The organism is Nocardia sp. NPDC049190 (assembly GCF_040648115.1).
Classification (GTDB): domain Bacteria; phylum Actinomycetota; class Actinomycetes; order Mycobacteriales; family Mycobacteriaceae; genus Nocardia.
Map to the genome: position 1 here is coordinate 419,320 of NZ_JBEZDE010000001.1, position 19,799 is coordinate 439,118.

The 19,799-nt window shown below is 67.2% G+C and carries 13 protein-coding genes and 1 pseudogene; 2 read left to right on the plus strand and 12 right to left on the minus strand.

From position 1 onward, the window contains the following. Positions 1–52: 52 nt before the first annotated feature. The 7 genes and pseudogenes from AB0B25_RS01600 to AB0B25_RS01630 form a co-directional block, all read right to left on the minus strand. Positions 53–484, minus strand: a pseudogene (locus AB0B25_RS01600) (leucine zipper domain-containing protein); the annotation flags it as partial. 198 nt (positions 485–682) lie between these two features. Then, a complete protein-coding gene (locus AB0B25_RS01605) occupies positions 683–2,536 on the minus strand; it encodes a cutinase family protein (protein WP_357173060.1) in 1,854 nt (617 codons plus the stop codon). Positions 2,537–2,833: 297 nt separating this feature from the next. After that, complete coding sequence (locus AB0B25_RS01610; RefSeq protein ID WP_357173063.1) at positions 2,834–6,181, minus strand: arabinosyltransferase domain-containing protein; 3,348 nt, start codon at positions 6,179–6,181, stop codon at positions 2,834–2,836. A gap of 38 nt (positions 6,182–6,219) precedes the next feature. After that, entirely contained in the window at positions 6,220–8,091 is a 1,872-nt protein-coding gene (locus tag AB0B25_RS01615) for a glycosyl transferase (RefSeq protein WP_357173066.1), read from the minus strand. A 152-nt stretch (positions 8,092–8,243) separates the two neighbouring features. After that, a complete protein-coding gene (locus AB0B25_RS01620; protein ID WP_357173286.1) occupies positions 8,244–10,220 on the minus strand; it encodes a galactan 5-O-arabinofuranosyltransferase in 1,977 nt (658 codons plus the stop codon). Between the two features lie 195 nt (positions 10,221–10,415). After that, positions 10,416–11,177 (minus strand): decaprenylphospho-beta-D-erythro-pentofuranosid-2-ulose 2-reductase, encoded by a 762-nt coding sequence (locus AB0B25_RS01625; protein WP_357173069.1) that lies wholly within the window; start codon positions 11,175–11,177, stop codon positions 10,416–10,418. Between the two features lie 16 nt (positions 11,178–11,193). Next, complete coding sequence (locus AB0B25_RS01630; RefSeq protein ID WP_357173072.1) at positions 11,194–12,681, minus strand: FAD-binding oxidoreductase; 1,488 nt, start codon at positions 12,679–12,681, stop codon at positions 11,194–11,196. A gap of 119 nt (positions 12,682–12,800) precedes the next feature. Between AB0B25_RS01630 and AB0B25_RS01635 the strand changes: the two genes are divergently transcribed. Then, positions 12,801–13,274 carry a GtrA family protein gene (locus AB0B25_RS01635; RefSeq protein WP_357173075.1) on the plus strand — a complete coding sequence of 158 codons (474 nt, stop codon included), beginning with the start codon at positions 12,801–12,803 and terminating at the stop codon, positions 13,272–13,274. A 209-nt stretch (positions 13,275–13,483) separates the two neighbouring features. Here the strand turns inward: AB0B25_RS01635 and AB0B25_RS01640 are convergent, their stop codons facing one another. The 3 genes from AB0B25_RS01640 to AB0B25_RS01650 form a co-directional block, all read right to left on the minus strand. Next, on the minus strand, positions 13,484–14,137 hold the full coding sequence (locus AB0B25_RS01640; protein WP_357173078.1) for an isochorismatase family cysteine hydrolase: 654 nt from the start codon (positions 14,135–14,137) through the stop codon (positions 13,484–13,486). Between the two features lie 87 nt (positions 14,138–14,224). Beyond that, positions 14,225–15,004, minus strand: coding sequence for a sulfite exporter TauE/SafE family protein (locus AB0B25_RS01645; RefSeq protein WP_357173080.1), 780 nt, complete (start codon positions 15,002–15,004; stop codon positions 14,225–14,227). Continuing rightward, on the minus strand, positions 15,001–15,168 hold the full coding sequence (locus tag AB0B25_RS01650) for a hypothetical protein (protein ID WP_357173083.1): 168 nt from the start codon (positions 15,166–15,168) through the stop codon (positions 15,001–15,003). Before AB0B25_RS01650 ends, AB0B25_RS01645 begins: the two co-directional genes overlap by 4 nt. A 68-nt stretch (positions 15,169–15,236) precedes the next feature. On the opposite strand from AB0B25_RS01650, the gene AB0B25_RS01655 reads away from it, so the two are divergent. Then, complete coding sequence (locus tag AB0B25_RS01655) at positions 15,237–16,145, plus strand: LysR family transcriptional regulator (RefSeq protein ID WP_357173086.1); 909 nt, start codon at positions 15,237–15,239, stop codon at positions 16,143–16,145. A 210-nt stretch (positions 16,146–16,355) separates the two neighbouring features. On the opposite strand, the gene AB0B25_RS01660 is transcribed toward AB0B25_RS01655, so the two are convergent. Both AB0B25_RS01660 and AB0B25_RS01665 read right to left on the minus strand, forming a co-directional pair. After that, positions 16,356–18,563, minus strand: a complete 2,208-nt coding sequence (locus tag AB0B25_RS01660; RefSeq protein ID WP_357173088.1) for a molybdopterin-dependent oxidoreductase — start codon at positions 18,561–18,563, stop codon at positions 16,356–16,358. Positions 18,564–18,795: 232 nt separating this feature from the next. Then, positions 18,796–19,275: a hypothetical protein gene (locus AB0B25_RS01665; protein WP_357173091.1), complete on the minus strand. Its 480-nt coding sequence runs from the start codon at positions 19,273–19,275 to the stop codon at positions 18,796–18,798. Positions 19,276–19,799 lie beyond the last annotated feature (524 nt).

The following is a 19,799-nucleotide window of genomic DNA, read 5'->3' on the forward strand; positions in this document are numbered from 1 at the left end:
CATGGCGGTCGTACGACCTCATTCAGTCGCCATAGATCTGTGCTCGGTCGGAGGGCATGTTGCCGAACTTGGTGACATCGACGTGGATCAGGGAGCCGGGGTGGTCGTGTTCGTAGCGGCGCAGTGGCTCATCGGTGACGCGGTCGAGGCGCCAGAGCTGGTTGATCCGGCAGAGCGGCAGCACCGCGTGGACCGTCGATGCCGGCAAGCCGAGCCGCCCGGCGATCTGGACCGGGCCGATCCGATGCCGCCACCGCAACCTGACCACGTGCCGGACAACGGATTCGGGCGTCCTGGCCGGGCTGTGGTGTGGCCGTGGGCTGCGGTCGGCCATCCCCGCCGGGCCCTCGCTGCGGTAGTGGTCACTTGCGGGTGGTCTTGGGAGCGACCATGTCGCCGCTGCCGAGCAGCTCCAGCCTTGTTCGGCAATCAAACGAGGCAGGCTTGAACGGGCACGCGGGGTCGAAGTGGCATTAGCGTGGATGACGAAGGCCTCCTGGGTGTGAAGCGGTTCGACATCTCCACTTCACAACCGGAGGCCTTCCCCAGTCACCAACCAGGGCCGTGTCGCCACGAACCCGAGACAACCTCCCTGGACATCACTGCGAGGACACGGAATTTCGACGGTGGGCAACTGGGAGGTTGCTGATCGTTAGGAGTTCCGGGAAACGTCGGCATCAGTTCACGCCGCCGGCAATTGAGCGTCGCGGCTACTCGCACAGGTCGACGGTTCGCCGTGGCGGTCGTTGTGACGTCCACATCTTGCGCTGGTGGTGGTCGGCGTCGTGGATTCCGTTGTCGTGGCGGTCGGCCGGGTGGTCTCGGCGGGTGTCGCGACCGGCGCGGGAGCCGGTGGAGTTGCCACTGGTGGTGTGACAGTCACGAGGTTCTCGGAAGTCGGGGCCGATGTCGTCGATGCCGAAGTCGGCGGCGCTGTGGTCGTCGGCGTTGCGGTTGTCGGCGTTGCGGTTGTCGACGTCGTGGTTGTCGGCGATGCGGTGATCGGCTTCGCGGTCGTCGTCGTGGTGGTAGGCGCTGGGGTCGTCGAACTGGCTACACCGGTCTTCGCGGCGGCAGCACGGGTGGTCGTCGGTGACGCGCCCGCGGCCTTGGTCGGTTGGCTCGTCGGGGCCGCCGACGTGGCGGCCACTACCTTGTACGCGTCGGCGAGGTCCGCCGCTTGCGGCTTGGCGTTCGTATCGACCGGCGTACCCGCTTGCGCTTGTTTCGCCAGGTGGGTGAGCCAGGCAGCCGCGTACTCGGCGGAAGTCAATGGCTTGCCGTCGGCAGCATCGGCGTCGCGCCAGTAGTCGAAGTGGTGACCTGTTCCGTTCGGCCCCAGCGTGAGCTGGTACGGGTCGCTCATGATCACGGGGATCGTGTTCTGGTTCGTCACGATCAGCCCGATGATCTCGTTCAGCACCTTCTGCGGCAGGTAAGCCAGCGGTGACATGTCGTTGGTCGAGATCGACGCCGCGTTCGCCGGGGTCTTCGGCGTCTGGCCCGGCCTGTATGCCGGATCCGACACCCTGAGCAGCACCTGGAGGAACGTCTCGTCGCTCTGCATCCAATTCGGTTGCGACTGAATATCCGCGAATGCGGCAAGTGCGATATTGCTCAGGACAACCGCGACGTCCTGCCCGGTCGCCGGGGTGAGGCCATCTCGTTCCAGTGCGTCGACGTTCAACTGTCGGCCGACATTGACCGCCAATTGCAGCAAGGAGATGTTCTCCGGCGCCGCGCAGGTGAGATCGCCGTCGGAGCAGAACGATGCGATCTTGCCGTTCAGCGCACCGAAGTCACCGCTGGTGCCCGGCAGCGCACCCTGACCCGGCGCCGGTTTCGTTCCGTTCTGATATTGCTGATCGAAGCCATCGGGATTGCCGAACGGGTCCTTCGCGCCGGGGAACGGGCCGTCCCCCGCGGAGCGACCGGCGTCGGCGAGGATGACGACACCGACGACATCGGTCGGATCGACGATCCCGTAGCCGCCGTCCCGGTCGGCCTCCTGATGGCCGATGTTCATCGCGACCCGGCGGACGACATCAGCGCCCTCGCTGTATCCGACGATCGAGAACTTGGTGTCGGGGCATGCCGCGCTGATCTGCCGCATCACCTGTTCGGTATTCGCGACACCGGTGGTGACGGCGTCTTCATAACTGGCCATATTCGCGGGGTAGGCGATGTAGACCGCGGCGTACGACCCGGGATCGACCGCATCGGCCGGTGCGTTGACGACCGGATCGACCCAATTGCTGCTGTGGTCGCCGGACAGCGCGGCGGGCAATTCTTCACCGTTCGCCCCGATGAGCATCTTGGTGGTCCCGGCGACGGGAGTGTCGCCGCGGCCGGCCACCGAGATGGTCACCATGTCGTGGCACTCCGTGACGGACGCCGTGAGTTGCGTATCCCCGGTCTGCGGCGGCTGCGCTGTCAGTGCCCACGAGGCGGCGACAATCGCCGTTATCCCCAACACTGCCGGCGCAACGACCGCCGACGCCATGCGATGCCGCGCGAAGAACTCGCGTAAAGCCATTCCCTGATCCCATTCCATTAGTGACAACTGGACGGACAGGCCCCCCCGAGGGCCAGCGTCACCAAGGAAGTCGTGGTTTGCGAGGTCGGCGTTACTGGGTGCGGTTTGTCGCCGATATCGCCGTCGGGTTAGGTGACGACACCGGACAAGTCGATGCTGCCGGTTCACGGAGCGATAACTGGTGAGGTCTCCGCCGAGCTGCGCACACCGGTGACACACTACGAAGCAGACGCACCAGGAGGCAGTCGCACCGCAAAGAAGAGGCGGGGCGCATAGTGTCGGCGCCCCGCCTTGTTGTCAGCGGACTCGGATCGGGTCGTCGCCGGCCATTCCGCTGCGGCTTTCGACGGTGACGTCGATAGCGGCCGGCTTGGCGTTCGGATCGTAGGGCGTGTACTTCTCCAGTGAGCCCCAGTCCCGTGACCAGTCGTGGTCGAGATAGCTGGGCACGGTCTGCGACTTCAGCAGCAGACCGGTCCAGCCGAGCGGGCCACCGCCGATATCGTCCTGCCAGGCATTGGACGCGTCGGAGCCGACCCGATCGGGCAGGATGCGCCAGCGGGGCACTTCGGCCACGCCGTCGCGATGGTCGAACGGACGCTGACACGGGAAGGCCAGTCCGACGTGCCAGTCCAGCAGCGCCGGGTCGTGTGCGCCGACCACCGAATTCAGCGTGGCCAGCTTGGGCAGCCGGGGCGGGGTGACCGCCAGCCACTGCTTCGGCGTGATGTCGTTGTCCACCGCGACCAGGCGCACCGCGTTCACCTCGGCGGGCAGCCGGTCCAACGGCACCCGCAGGTTGCGCCAAGACGGCGCGGGGCCGATGTCCAGCGGATCGATCGAGCCGAGCGCGCGGACCTCGCCGTCCGCGCCGCGGACGCCGTATTCGAGATGCAGTTCCTGGCCGTAGGTGAGCACCCCGTCGGCGTCGACCGACCGGATGCGGCCCGCCGCGGTGATCGCCAGCACCTGGTAGGCGGGATCATGGCGCATGCTGTCGGTCAGGTCCAGGCGGTACCACTGCGTGGTCAGCTGGGTCTGCCGCTGCTCGCCGTCCTGGTAGCTGCCGAGCACCGGTGTCTTGGCGGGGTCGAGGCCGAACGGCAATGCGACGGTGCTGCCGTTGATGCCCTGCTGCTCGGTGGTGCCGCCGCCGGTGCCGGCGCCGGTGGTCTTGGTCGTCTTGTTCTCGGAGTCGGATGCCACCGAGTTCGCACCGCCGCTGACCGTCTCTTCGGCGTCGGCGGTGAGGTCGCGGGCGACCCCGTTCGGCGTGAATCCCTTGTTTTTCGCGGCCAATCCGTCGGCGGGGGAACCGGTGTAGGGCAACAGCAGCGAGTTCGCGGTGTCGGTCTCCACCAGCACCTCTGTTGCCAGCCCGCACGAATCACCGTGCAGCGATTGCAGATTCGATTTGGTGATCGAATACGCGGGATACTGCGTGATCGCGGCCTTGGCCAGCGAGGCGACCTCGAACAGCACGAGCAGCGCGGCGGCGATGGTCAGCGGCGCCGAGGCCCAACGATCGAAACGCCCTGGGGCCGAGACATTCTCGCGCCGGTACGGTTCGCGGTAGTGCTGCCAGATCGCCACCAGCAACGCCACGCCGCTGAGCCCGAGGAACAGCGTGGACAGCCCCTTGCCCGCGATCAGCGGGGCTTTGTCCCACCACGGCACACCGTAGCTGGACACGTACCACCAGCCGTTGGATCCGGTGAACGTTACCGCGAGCAGGAAGAGCACCGCGGCCGCGAACAACGAGCGGTTGCGGGGCGAGCGAATGCCGGTGGTGCCCACCGCGACCGCCGCGAGTGCGGCGAGCGACCCGGCCAGCCCGGCATACACGCCGAAATGGTGGGTCCACTTGGTGGGCGTGAACATCATCAGCAACAGCGATGCGAACACGATGCCGAGAATGCGCACCGACGGCCCACGCGAGGTGCCGGGGATGCGTCCCTTGCGCAACACCTGCAGTACACAGACCAGCAGACACAGCAGCATGACCAAGACGCCGAACCGCCGGGCCAGCGAACCGTCCGGGGAGAGCATCAGTAGCGAGTCCCACCGAGTGCGTTCGTCGAACCAGGCCACATTCGGGCCGACGATGGTGCGCACCCGCGTCGCCTCCAGCACCGTCGACAGCGTCTGGTCGGCGAAGATCACCACGAGGACCAGCGTGCCCGCGGCCAACCCCGGCGCGAGCAGTGCGGCGAAACGGAATACCGTGTCCGCGACGGACGGCCGGCGCGCGGCCGCGGCGGCGTTCACCGCGGCGTCGGCGGTGGTGGAGCCGGAGGCTGCCGCGTCGGCGTCCGGGCCGGTCCGCGTCGGGACGGCGCCGCGGGCCCGTTTGATGATGATCAGCAGTACCGGCCGCGAGCCCGCGATCAGGGCCGCGATGCAGATCAGACCGGTGGGGCCCGCCGCGAGTGAGAAGGCGGCGATCAGCACGGCGACCGCGGCCGGCAGCAGCCGCCCGGTCGCGATGGCGCGTTCGATCGAGCACCAGGTGAGTAGCGCGCCCGCCGCGATCAGCGGCTCGGGCCGCAGACCGTTGTCATAGGGCAGCCAGAACGCCAGGAACACCAGGCCCGCGGTCCACAGCGCCACCTTGTTCCGCCGCACCCGGGCGCCGAGCCTGGGCAGCACCTCCCTGCTGATCACCAGCCAGCACACGACGCCAGCGACAAGCGTCGGCAGCCGCATCCACGGGCTGGCGTCGGAGATCCGGGTCAGCCAGGCGAGCACCTCGTAGGACCAGCCGAACGGCGCCTCGGGTACCGCGAACCACCGGTAGTAGTTCGCCATATAGCCCGCGTGCCCGGAGGCGCGGGCCATATTGAGGATGTATCCGTCGTCGGAGGTGTTGGCTCCGATGAAGTGCCACAGCGCCAGCATGCCGAGCACGACGGTGTCCGCGACCGTGGCCCGCCACCAGTGCGCGGGCAGGAATCGGCGCGGCGTGCGACCGTCGCTGGTGTCGAGCAGGTGCAGTGCGATCAGTGCGATCAGGGTGAACACGGCGGCGGCGATCATCGCGGCCAACTTCAGCGTGGTCGGCGTCGAGGAAAAACGCGAGTCGATGTCCGCGTGCAGTTGTGCGCCGCCGAGGCGGCCGGCGTCCAGATCGGTGAACACCCCGACCACCTGCGGCCGGATGTCTCGAGTGACCGTCGACCGGAACGGTGTGCCGTCCTGCCGAGACACCCCGGTGATGTGCACGGTCGTCGCGGCCGCGCTCGATTCGACGGTGAGCGTCGCGCAGGAGCCGACTTCGGCGAGCGGGGCCGACAGCAGCGGGATATCGCGCAACACCGCCGACACCTCCCCGTCGGCGACCGAGACGACCAACCCCTTGGTGGCCGCCTGACCGGACGATGTGGGCACCGTGGACAGCACGGTGCCGGCCGCCCCCACTTCCCGCAGCGACGAGCAAGGCAGCGTCGCGGTCAACCGCAGGGGCTCGTAGGACACCAGGGGCGCCGCGACGCTCGCGGTGCCTGGCTGGGGCCAATCCAGCGTGGCCCGATCCTGACGCACGGGCAGCAGCGGGGTCGACAGCGCCAGCACGAATCCGAGAAATCCGGAGACGAGGGCGATCAGGCGGATACGGGTGAACGCTCGAGAAGATCGGTCCGGTCGCACGGGGGTTGATGGTATAGACCGCGTGCTGTGATCGGCGACTACCGCAGTGGGCGAACGTCCCACAGCCAGACATCTGCCACCCGGGTCGGCGCGAATCCGAGCAACTGCGTGACGGTCTCGCGCAGCACGTCATGGTTCTTGGTCATGGGCAGCACCAGCACGTCCGCCTGCCAGAACCACAGATCCGACACCGCGCGAACGCGGGTATCGGCGTCGATCGGCGGCACCACCCCGGTGTCCTGTGCCCGCACCAGCAGGGTGGTCGTCGGCCGGGCCTCCGGGCCGTAGATCCCCTTCTTGGTGGTGCCGGTCGGCCCGACGAAATAGCCGCCGGCGAGTGGGAAATCGAAGCCGGCGTCGGCCTGCCAGCGCAGTGCCCGCGCGTCGGGCGGACGCGGCGGCGGCACCATGACCACCGAACCGCCGGTGACGTACCGCTGGACCGCCCCGTCCGCGAAGAAGTCCGGCGTCGGAGCCCGTTGGGTCACCGGAAGGATGGTCGGGGTCAACGGCAGCAGTGCGCCGACGAGGGCCGCGAACCAGGCCAGCGGCTTCCAGTCCACCACCGACTGCTTCCAGGTCGCCACCGCCTGGTCGGTGGCCAGCGCGAGCACCACCGCGATCGCCGGGATCGCGGCCATCGCCAGTCTGGACTCCAGCACCGTGCTGAGCAGCGGCACCTGTTCGGCCCAGTGCCATGGCAGTTCGATACCGGTGGATTTCTTGCCGATCATGGCGACCGAGCCGAGCGAGAGCACGCCGAAAACGGTGATCACCACGGCCGCGGCCCGCACCACCCGGTCGCGCCACAGCAGCGCCACCGTGCTCGCGACCAACAGCAGCAGCGGCCATCCGAAGTACGCGTTCTGCTCGGTCGGGTTGATCGCCACGTTCTGGCCGGGCGAGAAGATGCCGCCCAGCGATTCGGACGGGAACTGCACCAGGGCCCGCAGGTCGTTGCCCATCGGGCCGTGGTCGATCGAGCGATAACTCTGCGGCCCGAAGAACTGCCACCACAGCGGGATTTCGGTGAGCACCAACGTGATCACCGCGGCCAAGGTCAGGGTGGGTGTGATTCCGTGCAGAATGCGACCGATAATGCGCGGCGCGTGCAGGTGATAGACGAGCGCGAACAGGGCGAAGGCCAGCGCGAAGATGAGCAGCGGTTCCTCCCCCAGCGCGATCTGCAGCGCGACCAGCAGTCCCAGCGCTACGGCATCGCGGACCCGTCGGCGCGGCCGCTCCGGTCCGGTCGCGCTCGCCCGTCGCGTCATCCGGATCAGCTGTCCGGCGATGATCGGAAGCAGCATCAGCACAACGAAATTCGGGTGCGCGCTGGCGTGCGAGATCATCGCGGGAGCGAAACCGCAGAACAGCCCGCCGAGGCAGGCCGCCGACCTCGATGCGACGAGTTCGCGGCACAATAGCCGATACCAGGCGAATGCCGTCCCGGCCAGCCCGAGGGTGAGCACGAGTACGAAGGTGACGGTGGGCCCGAACAGCAGGGTGACCGGGGTCAGCGGTACGCCGACGCCGAACATGGCCGTGTTGGCCATCATGTTCACCCCGGCGGGGAAGTTCTGCAGGTCGGTGCCGAGCGGGCTGTGCAGGGCGGTCACCGAGTGCGCGGTCACCGCGAAGAACCACTCCCACATCGTCTGGTCCTGACCGCTTTTGATCAGGTAGCCGCTGTCGGTATCGCGCCACTGCCCCGACAGCACCGTGGCTGCCAGCGCCAAGTAGCCGGTCGCGGCGAGCAGGTCGGTGCGGTGGACCCGGATGCGCGGGAATCGACGCGTGCGCGGATGCGGTGGGTTGCGGAGCACTTCGGTCGGTGTCGGCTCGCTTGGTGCGACACCTACCGCAGTCGTCCCCGCGAGCTCGGGTTCGACCTCTTGTGCCCGTTCCACCCGCGCATCACTCCTCGACAGCGCTGAACCAGCCGCCCTCCGTAACCGACCACGCTGTGCGTGGACTGACAATCGGAGGGGTTATCCACTGTCGACGAGTTCAACCCTGGACACCGTGCAGAGGGGCGCCCTCGGACATTCTCAGCGTCCGCTCAACGGCGAACGGTGACGAGGGTGAACGGGCCGATATCGGTGGTGGTGAATCGGGGGTCGGCGAACAGCTTCTTGGGAAAAGACACCGAGTATCGCGCCACGTTCGGGTCGTTCGGGTAGACGTCCTTGGCGAGTCGCAGCGTGTAGGCGTCGCCACTGTGCCGGAACAGGAACGCGTCCGGTGCGCGCCACGGGCTCGCGGCCAGTGCGTCGAGCAGTGCGTCCGGCGTCTTCAGCTTGCTCCAGCGCTCGATGGCCGCCGCCCGGCCCGCGAAGTCGGCGAGCGGGTTGGCGTAGTGCGAGGTGAGCGCCTGGAAGCCGAAGTAGGGATAGAAGGAAAGGAAACTGGTGTCGGCGGTGAGGACCACGGTGTCCGAGCGCGGCCGCCCGGTCTGCGCGGTGAGCGCCGCGTCCACTTGGCGGTAGTACGACACCGCGGAGGCCGGTCGCTGGTCGGCGCGCTGACCGTCGCCGTCGGTGTCGGTGTAGGCGGTGGTGATCTCCGCCGCGAGGATGTGCGGAATGTTCTGGGTGAACGCCAGCGCCCCGACCACCGCGACAACGACCACCGCGAACCGGAACCGGCCCGGTTCGTTCAACGCCTGGTAGATCCCCCGCGCGCCTTCCACGAACCCGAACGCGCCCGCGGCGGCGAGCAATACGAGCAGGATCGGCTCCAGCCGGAACGACAGGAGCGTGGTGCCCGCCGCGGTCGCCGCCATGGACAGCAGCGTCCACAGGTAGATCGCCAACACACCGATCGCGAGTGCCTGTGCCCGCCTCGACGAGGCGGCGCGCACGACCAGCCACACGGTTCCGACCATGCACAGGGCGCCGAGCAGGGAGAACTCGAACATCGGCAGCGGCAGTCGCGCACCCGACTCGGGCAGGTAGTGCAGCGCGGTACCGGTACTCGCGGTCGTGCCGCGCAGCGCCTTCAGCAGATACGGCGTCCACACGATCAACGCGACCAGCCCGGCGATCGCCCCGATCGCCACCAGCCGCAGCAGCGGCGGCACCGCGGCGCGCCAGGCCGGGCGAACGGACGCCGCCGCGCCGTGGTCGCGGGCTGTGCGCTGCTCTCGCACGGCGAGAACGGCCGCGATCAGGCCCATCAACCCGATCGCGAACGCGGCGACGCCGAAGTAGAGGGTGTAGAACGTGGCTGCCACGCCGAGGAACAATCCGGACCCGACAACCGCGCCCCAGCCACCGGCCGTGCGGCGTTCGGTGCCACCGTCCGCCGGGACCGTCGCGCCCGCCCGGCCGTGTTCCAGCGGTCGATGCAGCGCACCCCAGGCGAGGACGAGCGCGGGCGGCAGCACAATCACGATGACGGCGCCATAGGCTTCCGGCGCCGCGTACGCCACCGTGACCGCGGTGATCGCCGCGCCGACGCCGATCGCCCAGTCCGCGCGAATCAATCTGGACCACAACACGAGTGCGACCACCGCGGCCACCGCGAGGAAACAGATCGCGTACGGTTTGAACACCTCCCAGCCGGCCATCCCCAGCAGGTTCGCGATGCGACCGCCGATCCAGAACCAGCCCGCGGGGTAGTACGGCGGCAGCTCCGCGTAGGTCATGTCGCGTAGTGCGGCCGAGTCGGTGAGCCGAGTGAGGAACTCGGTGCGAAACTCCTGGTCCACCGACACGCCGAACAGATACAACTTGGTCGCGGCGAGCGGCATGCCGAGCGTGACCGTGACGAATGTCGAAATGCCCACCCAGGACAGCAGTTTCGCGAACCATGGCCACGTGCGCCTGCGCAGCAGCGCGATCGCCGTTGCCAACAGAGCGGCCGCGACCACCTGTCCGAGCGTGGTCAGCGCCCGGGTCACGTTGGAGGAGTTGAAGGCGGGCCAGTGCACCATCGAGAACGCGATCAGCCCGACCGCGGCGACGACCGCGGCGACGACCGCGGCCAGCGCCGCCTCCCCGAGGCCGGAGGCGATCTGCCGCACCAGCGGAGCTATCCGTCCCGGCCTCGGCGCCGGATCAACCGGGCGCGGGTGAACTTCGTCCGTCGCGGTCGCCGTGCTCAACGGACCGCTCCGCACTCGATTACTCGCATAGCGCCTCCGGATTCACTGGGGGTCGACTCCCTCGAACGATAGGTGCCCGCGTGATCGAGGATCACGCGGGCACTGGGTCCGAGCCCGATAGCTGGATCAGATCGGCAGTCTGCGGAAGACCGGCCGCGGGATGTGCCGCAGGATCATCATCACGAAGCGGAAAGGCCCCGGCGCCCAGACGAGCTCCTTGCCTTTCTGCGACGCCGAGACCGCCAGCACCGCGATGTCTTCCTTGTCGACGGTCAGCGGAGCCTCTTTGACATGCGCCGAGAATCGGGTCCGCACCATGCCGGGCCGGATCACCAGCACGCGCGGGCCGTGCTTGCGCAGCGCCTCGCCGAGCCCCAGGTAGAAACCGTCCAGGCCGGCCTTGGTCGAGCCGTAGACGAAGTTCGAGCGCCGCACCCGCTCACCGGCGACGGAGGACATGGCGATGATCCGCCCGAAGCCCTGCGCCTTCATCTTCTCGCCGAGCAGCACGCCGACGGAAACCGCCGCGGTGTAGTTGATCGCGGCGACCTGTACGGCCTTGCGTTGGTTCTGCCACAGCTCTTCCGGATCACCGTCGAGGGCGAACGCGACGATCGCGACGTCCACATCGCCGGTGTCCCAGGCAGCGTCGATCACCTTCGGGTGGCTGCCGGTGTCGAGTGCGTCGAAATCGATGATCTCGACCTCGCTCGCGCCCGCCGCCTTCATCTGGGCGACCGCGTCCTCACGCAGCGGATCACCGGGCAGCGCCGCGAGGATGACTCGCGCGGGCCCCTTCTTCAGGTACTCCGCGCAGATTGCCAAGCCGATCTCCGAGGTTCCACCCAGCAGCAGAATCGACTGCGGGTTGCCAACGGCATTGATCATTTCGCCGATCCTACTGTCACTGCAGCTCCAGCCTTCTCGCCATATCGGACATGAAAACGCCTGTGGGATCGACACTGCGGCGGATCTTGATCCACTCGTCGATCCGCGGGTACATCTGATGGAACGTCTCGGCGGTGGTCCGCGAGTCCTTCGCGGTGTACAGCCGCCCGCCGAACTCCAGCACCCGCCGGTCCAACTCGCCGACCAGCTGGTTCAGGCCCGGCTTGATCGGGAAATCGACGCAGATGTTCCAGCCCGGCATCGGGAAGCTCAGCGGAGCGTGGTTGCCCGGGCCGAACAGCTTGAACACGTTCAGCGCCGAATAGTGCCCCGACGCCTGGATGTCGATGATGATCCGCTTGAACTCCTCGACCGCCTCGGTCGGCACCACGAACTGATACTGCAGGAAGCCGTTGGAGCCGTAGCCGCGGTTCCACTCCGAGATCATGTCCAGCGGGTGGTAGAACTGCGTCAGGTTCTGCACCTTGCCGGTGTAGTTGCCGCCCATCCGGTAGTACGCCTCGCCGATGGACATCAACGTCAGCTTGTTCATCGTCCAGTTCGGGAAGATGTCCGGAACCGTCATCAGCTGCGGGGCGTCGAACTTCAGCGGCTTGCTCTGCAGCCGCTTGGGAAGCTCGTCGACCTTGGCCAGCCGGCCGCGGGTGATGGTGGCCCTGCCCAGTTTGGGCAGCGGACTGATCACGTCGAACCACGCGCTCGAGTAGGTGTAGTCGGCCTCGCTGCCGTCGCTGTGCGCGGCAATGGTCTCGTCGAGGGTCGCGGTCTTCACGCCGTCGTTGAGGAAGTAGGCCGTCTCGGTCGGCGCCATCTCGATGGTCGCGCGCAGGATGATGCCGGTGAGGCCGTTGCCGCCGACGGTCGCCCAGAACAGTTTGGCGTTGCGCTTCGGTGTGAGGTGCTGCACCTGCCCGTCAGCGGTGAGCAGATCGATCGAGCGGACGTGGTTGCCGAAGCTTCCCTCGCTGTGGTGGTTCTTGCCGTGGATATCGGAGGCGATGGCCCCGCCGATGGTCACCTGGCGGGTGCCGGGGAGCACCGGCACCCAGAGGCCGAACGGTAGCGCGGCCTTCATGAGCTGGTCGAGGCTGACGCCGCCATCGACATCGACGATCCTGGTGTCGCGGTCGATCCGATGGATGTTGTGTAGCGCGGTCATGTCGACGACCAGGCCGCCCGCGTTCTGCGCGTGGTCGCCGTAGGAGCGCCCGAGGCCGCGCGCGATCACACCGCGGCGTAGGTGGGCGGGCTTGCTGTCATTGTCCTCGGCGACCATGGCGACAGCCTTGGCGATCAGTTCGGGATCGCTGGTCGAGAGCACTTCGGAGGAGGTCGGTGCGGTGCGACCCCACCCGGTCAACGTTCGGGTGCGCGTCGGAAGTGCGAACGCGTTCACCGCGGCGGGGCCGTCCTTTGTGACGACGGCGCCGCTGTCGTTCCCGGTTGTCGTGGTGGCGGTCGGAGCTTTCGTGGACATCGGCATAGAGGCTACAGGTATAACGCGGCATCCGGTCGTCGTCGGCGGGCGCGGAGGTAGGGACGTACGCGTCGGTTCAGCACCGGATCTACGTGTCGGCCCCGGTCGGCGCTACGCTCGTCGGCGTGCAAGCCGAACCCCACCTGCCGCTTCCGGCCGAACTGCCGTTGGTCGACGAGCCCGGTGGCACCGATGTCGATCTCAAGACGCAGATCGTCCGGTTCACTGTCACCGGTGGGTTGTCTGCCGTCGTCGACTACGGGCTCTACAGTCTGCTGTTGAACCTGGTCGGCCTTCCGGTCAGCATCGCGAAGTCGATCAGCTTCGTCGCGGGCACCACCACCGCCTACCTGATCAACCGCCGCTGGACCTTCCAAGCCCCGCCCAGCCGGATCCGTTTCTTCGCGGTGGTCGCGCTCTACGCGCTCACCTTCGCGGTGCAGGTCGGCATCAACTCCGCGCTCTACCACGCCTTCGACGAGGTCTGGTGGCGTCAACCGCTGGCCTTCGTCGTCGCCCAGGGCACCGCGACGGTGATCAACTTCATCGTCCAGCGCGCTGTGATCTTCAAGATCGGCGTCTCCCCAGCGATCCCCTGACGCCTACCCCGTCGCTTACCTAGAGTTCGCCGTAGCCACCGTCCGGTCACTCGCGGGAACCCGCAGATGCTGCCCATAACCGTCGAGAGCCGTCGACGACAGTCAAATGGTGGTTGACCGGTGCTGGGGTTGCCGGCATTTTGACTACGCTCGCCGACAGTTGGCGGGAGATGGTTCGGCGGTTGGTGAAGGATGTCGCGGCTGATGTGTCATCCTCTTCTGCGAATACTGTCGGTTCGGAGTTCGGAAATCGAGGCGACAATTTGTTTGGTGGTCACCATGGCAGTGGCGTAGTTCGGGATATTTACTTCCAGTGCGGCGTGCATCTCGGTTTCCGAGTAGTCGGCGGTCGCGTCTGTCACCATCGTGAGCTGGTAGCCCAGTTCAGCGGCATATCGAACAGTCGCCTCCACACAGGTGTGTGCGATGAGTCCTGTCACTATGAGCTGATGGATGCCGTGCCTCTTGAGCTGCAAATCCAGATCCGTATTGGCGAAACCACTGGAGCCCCAGTGTTCCAGGGCCACGATATCGCCTGGTCGGGGTTCGAACTCGCGGCGGATCTCGCCGCCCCAGGTGCCGTATTCAAAAGTCTTGTTCGACCACGCTGCCTTCTGAATCGGCGCGATGTACTTCCAGGTCTCGTAGTCGCCGGGGCGATATCGATGATGCAGCGCATAAAAAACACGGATGTCTGCATGTCGGGCAGCTTCGAGGACTTGCAGCATATGCGGGATACACTGGTTGGCCTCGGCAACGCCTTTCAGACGATTCCATAGCTTGCCGCCCTCGGAAATGAAATCGTTGTAAGGGTCGATCACCACAAGGCCGGTGATCTCCTTGTCATACGTCAAGTGGGGCACCGTGCTCTCCGATCCTTGCGGTCACAACGGCTGATAGTCGGGCCTATTCCCGTAGCGGAGCCTACTTCGCGGCCCGGGGTACGGGCCTCAGTTCGGGGCCATGATCAGGTGAACCATTGCGCCGACACCAACCACGACGATCACCCCGCGCAGCACGGCGGGCTTCAACTCGAGTCCGATCTTCGCGCCGATCTGCCCGCCGAGGGTCGAGCCGACCGCGAGAATGGCGACAACAGGCCAACTGATCGGCGCGACGACAGCGTAAATCGTGCCCGCGACGACGTTCACGATGGCGGACAGGACGTTTCGCGCACCGTTGAGCCGTTGCAACGGCTCGGACAGCGTCATACCCATCACCGCCATGAGCAACACGCCCTGCGCGGCGGTGAAATACCCGCCGTAGATACCGATCAGGAACGTGAAGAACAGCAGCAGCGCGGGGATCCCGTCGTGGTCTGGGTCCGCTACGCCCGCGACCTCGCGGCGTTTCGCGATCCAACGGGAGACCTTGGGTTGGATGATCACCAGCACGACAGCGAGGCCGACGAGTGCCGGAACTATCGACTCGAACGCGTCCTTCGGCAGTGACAGCAGCAGGATCGCGCCGCAGATCGCACCCAGGAACGAGGCTACCGAGAGCCGGGCCACCTGCGGCCAGAACCCCGTCAGTACCTTGCGGTACCCGATCGCGCCGCTGATCGAGCCCGGCGCCACCCCGATCGCGTTCGAAGTGGTCGCGGTCAGCGGCGAATAGCCGAGCGCCACCAGCACCGGGAACGTCACCAGCGTGCCGGAACCGACCACCGAGTTGATGGCGCCGGCCCAGATCCCGGCGATCAGAATGATCGCCGCATGCCCCCATGTCATCGGATCAGAGCCGGCATCGGGCCGGCCGCTCCGGCGCCGACCGGGCCCGAGGCGGCTACCGGGTACTCGGCGGTGATGTGCCGCAGTCTGGTGACGCCGAGTTCGTTCGTCGGTATCGAATGCTCGCGACCGCATCGCGCATTGATGAACACAGCTGCGAGCATGTCAGCGTCCGACTGATGCGTCCAATGCGATTTGGCGAGCTATCGATGCGAATGCGCATAATGAGCAGATGACTGGCCCCCGCCGCACCAAGCCCCACCTCGCGGACGTTTTCGCCGCGCCGCTGGTTCAATTCCTCGCGATCGCCCGTCACGAAAACCTGACACACGCCGCAGCGGAACTGGGAGTCGCTCAGTCCAGCCTCAGCCGTGCGCTGGTCCGATGGGAACGCCAGCTCGGGCTGCCCTTGATCACCCGCGCCGGCCGGTCTGTCCGATTGACCCGCCACGGGCGATCTCTCCACCATGCGCTGCAACGATGCTCGGAGGGGCTCGAGCGGGCCAGCGCAGATATCGCCGAGAACCTGGATACCGACGGGGGCGTGGTAGCCCTCGGATTCCTCAATAACCTGGGGTCTCGCATGGTGCCGGAAATTCTGCGCGCTTACCGTGGCAGCCACTCTGATGTAAAGATCACCCTCCATCAAGGAGGATCCGAGTTCCTGATCGATGCATTGCGCGAGGGCACCATCGATCTATGCCTGACCTCGCCCGCGCCGGATGCCCCGGAGTTCGCCACTGCGCAGTTGGGCACCGAGCCGCTTGTGCTCGTCGTTCCGCCCGAGCACCCGCTGGCCACGCGTAGCCAGGTAGCGCTTACCGAGGTCGCTTCGGACAACTTCCTCGCCCTGCCGCGCGGATACGGCCTACGGGCCATGACCGAACAGCTCTGCGCTCTCGCCGGGTTCAACCCGCACATCGTGTTCGAAAGTACGGACGCCGCCACGTTACGCGGCCTCGCCGCCGCCGGATTCGGGGTGTGCATCCTAGCCGCCGCGCCGGACGCGACCGACTCGATCGAAATCCCGATCGGCAATCCGCCCGCATCCCGCCCTATCGTGTTGGCCTGGTCCACCGCCCGCACCGAGAGCAGGGCCACCGCCTCGTTGCGGCGCTACATCCTCGATCATCTGCGTTAGCCGCAGCCACTCGTCTGACCTGCGGTAATTTAGTTGACTGAGCGCAGGATCGGCGCGCACCTCCCGGCGGCGAAGGACGACTCGCCGGACCAACGGGCGCCGTGGACGGAGCTGATTCGGGTGACGGAGCGGGTTCGGATGTAGAGGTAGCCGGCCGGGCTGGAACTGTTTTCCGGTCGGTCGAGCCACTCGAGCGGGGAACGACCGGTCTCAGACCCGGATCAGGGTGACCGGTACCCCGTTGAACACGGCGTTTCCCGAGGGTACGTCGACCACTGAGTCGTCGGTGAGCACGTTGGCGTTGACTCCGGCGTGCGCGCGGGCGACGTTCTGCGCGCTGTCGGTGTGACCCCAGCCATGCGGCAGGCTGACCACGCCGGGCATGATCGTCTCGGTCGGCTCCAGCGGAACCGTCAGCGTTCCCGCCGCGGACTTCACCACCGCCTGGTCGCCCAGTCCGAGCCGTGCCACATCGGCCGGGTTGATGTGCAGAGTGCAGCGATTGGAACCGCCGACCAGCGATGCGATGTTGTGCATCCAACTGTTGTTGGACCGCAACTGGCGCCGCCCGATCAACACGATCTCCGGCGCCGCGTCGGCGAGCCTCGCCCGCATCCGCGCGACGTCCGCCAGGAGCGGCTCCGGTGCCAGGTCCACCTGTTCGGTCGCCGTCCGTAAGACGCCGGGCAGGCGCGGCTGTAACGGACCGAGGTCGATGCCGTGCGGGTTGTCCAGCAGTACTTGCAGATTCAGCGTCCCGCCGTTCCACTCGCCGTACGGGCCGAGCCGCAGCATCAGATCGATGCGCCGCTCGGTGCTGTTCTCGCCGTTGAGCTCAGCGCGCCGATTCGCGAACCCGGCTTTGTGTAGGGTGCCCGCGATGACGAGTTCATCTGCCGCGGTGAGCGGGTCGACGCCGTCGGAGCCGTCGTGCGCTCTGCCGGTCAGCGCCGCGGCGAGCCGGGTGAGGATCGCGGATTCCGATGGCCGGTCGCCCAAGGGCACCAGCGGGCGCGAATAGCGCGTGTAGTTGCGCACCGCGAAGTGCAGCAGCGCGAAGTCGTAGTGCGGTGACTGGGTCGGGCGCGGCGGCGGCAGGATCACGTCGGCGTGCCTGGTGGTTTCGTTCAGATACCGGTCAACGCTGACCATGAAGTCGAGCTGAGCGAACGCGGTGTCCAAACGCGGCCCGCTCGGTGCGGACAGCACCGGGTTCCCGGCTATTGTCACCAGCGCGCGGATCTGTCCAGCGCCTGGCGTGGTGATCTCCTCGGCCAGCGTGGCCACCGGCAGTTCACCCATGGCCTCCGGCAGTTCACGGACCCTGCTGGTCCAGCGCCCGGTGCGGAACGGCTTGCTGCGTGCGATACCACCCGCCGCCGCGGTGGCGAACATGGCGCCGCCGGGGGTGTCGAGATTTCCGGTCAGCGTGTTGATCGCCTCGACGAGCCACTGGGTGATCGTCCCGAATTCCACCGTGCAGGTGCCGATCCGGGCGTAGACGGCCGCGGTCGGCGCGGCGGCCAGCTCACGGGCGAGTCGGATGATCGTCGGTGCGGGCACTCCGGTGCGGGTCGCCACCGTGACCGGATCGAATGCCGCTGCGGCCGTTCGTAGTTCGTCGACTCCCGTGGCCTCGACCCGGACGTCGGCCAAGTTTTCGGCGAACAGCGTATGCACGATGCCGAACAGCAGGTACGCGTCGCTGCCCGGCCGGATGAACAGGTGCTCGTCGGCCAGCTTCGCGGTGCGCGTTACCCGTGGATCGACCACGACGAAGCGGCCGCCCCTGCGCCGCAGTGCCTTCAGCCGGCCGGGAAAGTCGGGTGCGGTGCACAGTGAGCCATTGGATTCCAGCGGGTTCGCGCCGAGCATCAGCAGATAGTCGGTGCGGTCCAGGTCGGGCACCGGCACGGTCAAGGGATCGCCGAACATCAGCCCGCTGGCAACCTGCTTGGGCATCTGGTCGGCCGTGCTTGCCGAGTAGATGTTCCTGGTGCCCAGCGCGCGCAGCAGAATCGGCACATACAGGGTGCCCGCCACAGTGTGCGCGTTCGGATTGCCCAGATACACGCCGGCGGCCTGGTTTCCGTGTTCGGCCACGATCGCGGGGAAGCGCTCGGCGATGAGGTCGAAGGCCTCGGTCCAGGACGCGGTGCGCCAGGTGTCGGCGGCACGGTCACGGATCAGCGGTTCGGTGATCCGGTCCGGGTCCTCGTCGAGGTGGCCGAAGCTGGCTCCCTTGGGGCAGAGGAACCCGCTACTGAAGGGATCCTGCCGGTCGCCGCGGACCGCGGTCACGTGGTCGTCGGGGTCCAGGGTGAGTTCGAGTCCGCAGACCGCCTCGCAGAGCGGGCAGGTCCGCAGCAGCGTGCGCGAGTCCGTGATCGGGGCCATACCCCATCTTGGGCCCCTCATGGTGGAACTGAAAAGAGGAACGAACCGATATCGACAACGCCGAACGATGGACACCGACTGCGTTACCAGGGTGGGATCGGCGGCGCAGGCATGGAAACCGGTCGTCGACAGTCTGGTCGGACGCTGTTCGCCTTCGCTCGGCCCGATGACGGCCGACCCGAATAGCGCGGGCACCCGATCCGCGGCCCCGGCTTGTGTTCAGCGGGTGCGCCCGGTCAGGGGCATGCGCGGTTCAGCAGGCGATGGTCAGCTTCGCCTGGTGCGACGTGGTCGCGGCCCGCACGGCGGCGCTGATCGCGACCACCGGCGGCACCCAGCGGGCCTCGGCGGGCGATACGCCCCAGCAGGCCGAACCGGCCGAGAGTTGGGTGGGCGGCAGCGGGATACCCGCGCCGTCGGTGTACACGGTGGCGCCTGCCTCGCGCAGCGCCGCGAGCGCCATCGCGGCCTTCTGGACACCAGTGACCAGGTGGATCTCACGACGCTCGGCGCCCGGGATCTCGATCACCGGACCGGAGAGGTTGTTCGCCCGCAAGAAGCGGCGGACCTCGCCGGCCAGCTCGCCGGTGACCTCGATGCCGGACACGTCCGCATCGGTGATCAGGCTGAGACCGTTGGCCGTTTCGGCAACCGTCCATCCGCGCTGGGCGTAGTCCTGCGCAGCGGCGGTCATGTCGGCCGCCGAGACGGAAGTCGGAAACGTCGTGCGCACTGTCTTCTCCATTCCCCGGGGTGGATCTGGTCCTGCATTCATGGGTCGTATCGGCGGAGGACGTCGGCAGCGTTACGCGATCTTCGAAACAATTTCCGGAGTGTCGCCTACGTCTCATTTTCGAGCGTGGGTTGACCGTGTGCGGTCGGGCTCCGCAGGCCGCTCGCAGTTGTTGCCACGCGGCTACTTTCGGTCTTCGACCTCATCGCGCGCTGTGTCGATGCTGGGAGACCGCTGTGGATGCTGTCGTCCATCGCGCGGCAGCGAGAACTTCCTGGCCACGGGCGTTTTACGGCTGGATAGGGGCCGGCGCGAATCGGGCGGAATTCGGCATGGGCGAGGAATTCGAAGGCATAGCCGTGCCCCCGGGAAATGCGGCGCCGAACGCGCAGAAGTACGGCGCCGAATCACGGTGGATCACGTGGCCGAGGCGGTCGGTCAGCTCTTCGAAGACGTTCGAGCGGTGCGGTTCTGGCGCCTCAGCAAGCGTGGGCGACGCAGTTGACTCGCGAAATGGCGGCCCG

Coding starts and splice junctions, on each gene's coding strand:
- AB0B25_RS01605 (WP_357173060.1), bottom strand. CDS start 2,536: ATGGCTTTACGCGAGTTCTTCGCGCGGCATCGCATGGCGTCGGCGGTC.
- AB0B25_RS01625 (WP_357173069.1), bottom strand. CDS start 11,177: ATGATCAATGCCGTTGGCAACCCGCAGTCGATTCTGCTGCTGGGTGGA.
- AB0B25_RS01630 (WP_357173072.1), bottom strand. CDS start 12,681: ATGCCGATGTCCACGAAAGCTCCGACCGCCACCACGACAACCGGGAAC.
- AB0B25_RS01645 (WP_357173080.1), bottom strand. CDS start 15,004: ATGACATGGGGGCATGCGGCGATCATTCTGATCGCCGGGATCTGGGCC.
- AB0B25_RS01650 (WP_357173083.1), bottom strand. CDS start 15,168: ATGCTCGCAGCTGTGTTCATCAATGCGCGATGCGGTCGCGAGCATTCG.
- AB0B25_RS01655 (WP_357173086.1), top strand. CDS start 15,237: ATGACTGGCCCCCGCCGCACCAAGCCCCACCTCGCGGACGTTTTCGCC.
- AB0B25_RS01660 (WP_357173088.1), bottom strand. CDS start 18,563: ATGAGGGGCCCAAGATGGGGTATGGCCCCGATCACGGACTCGCGCACG.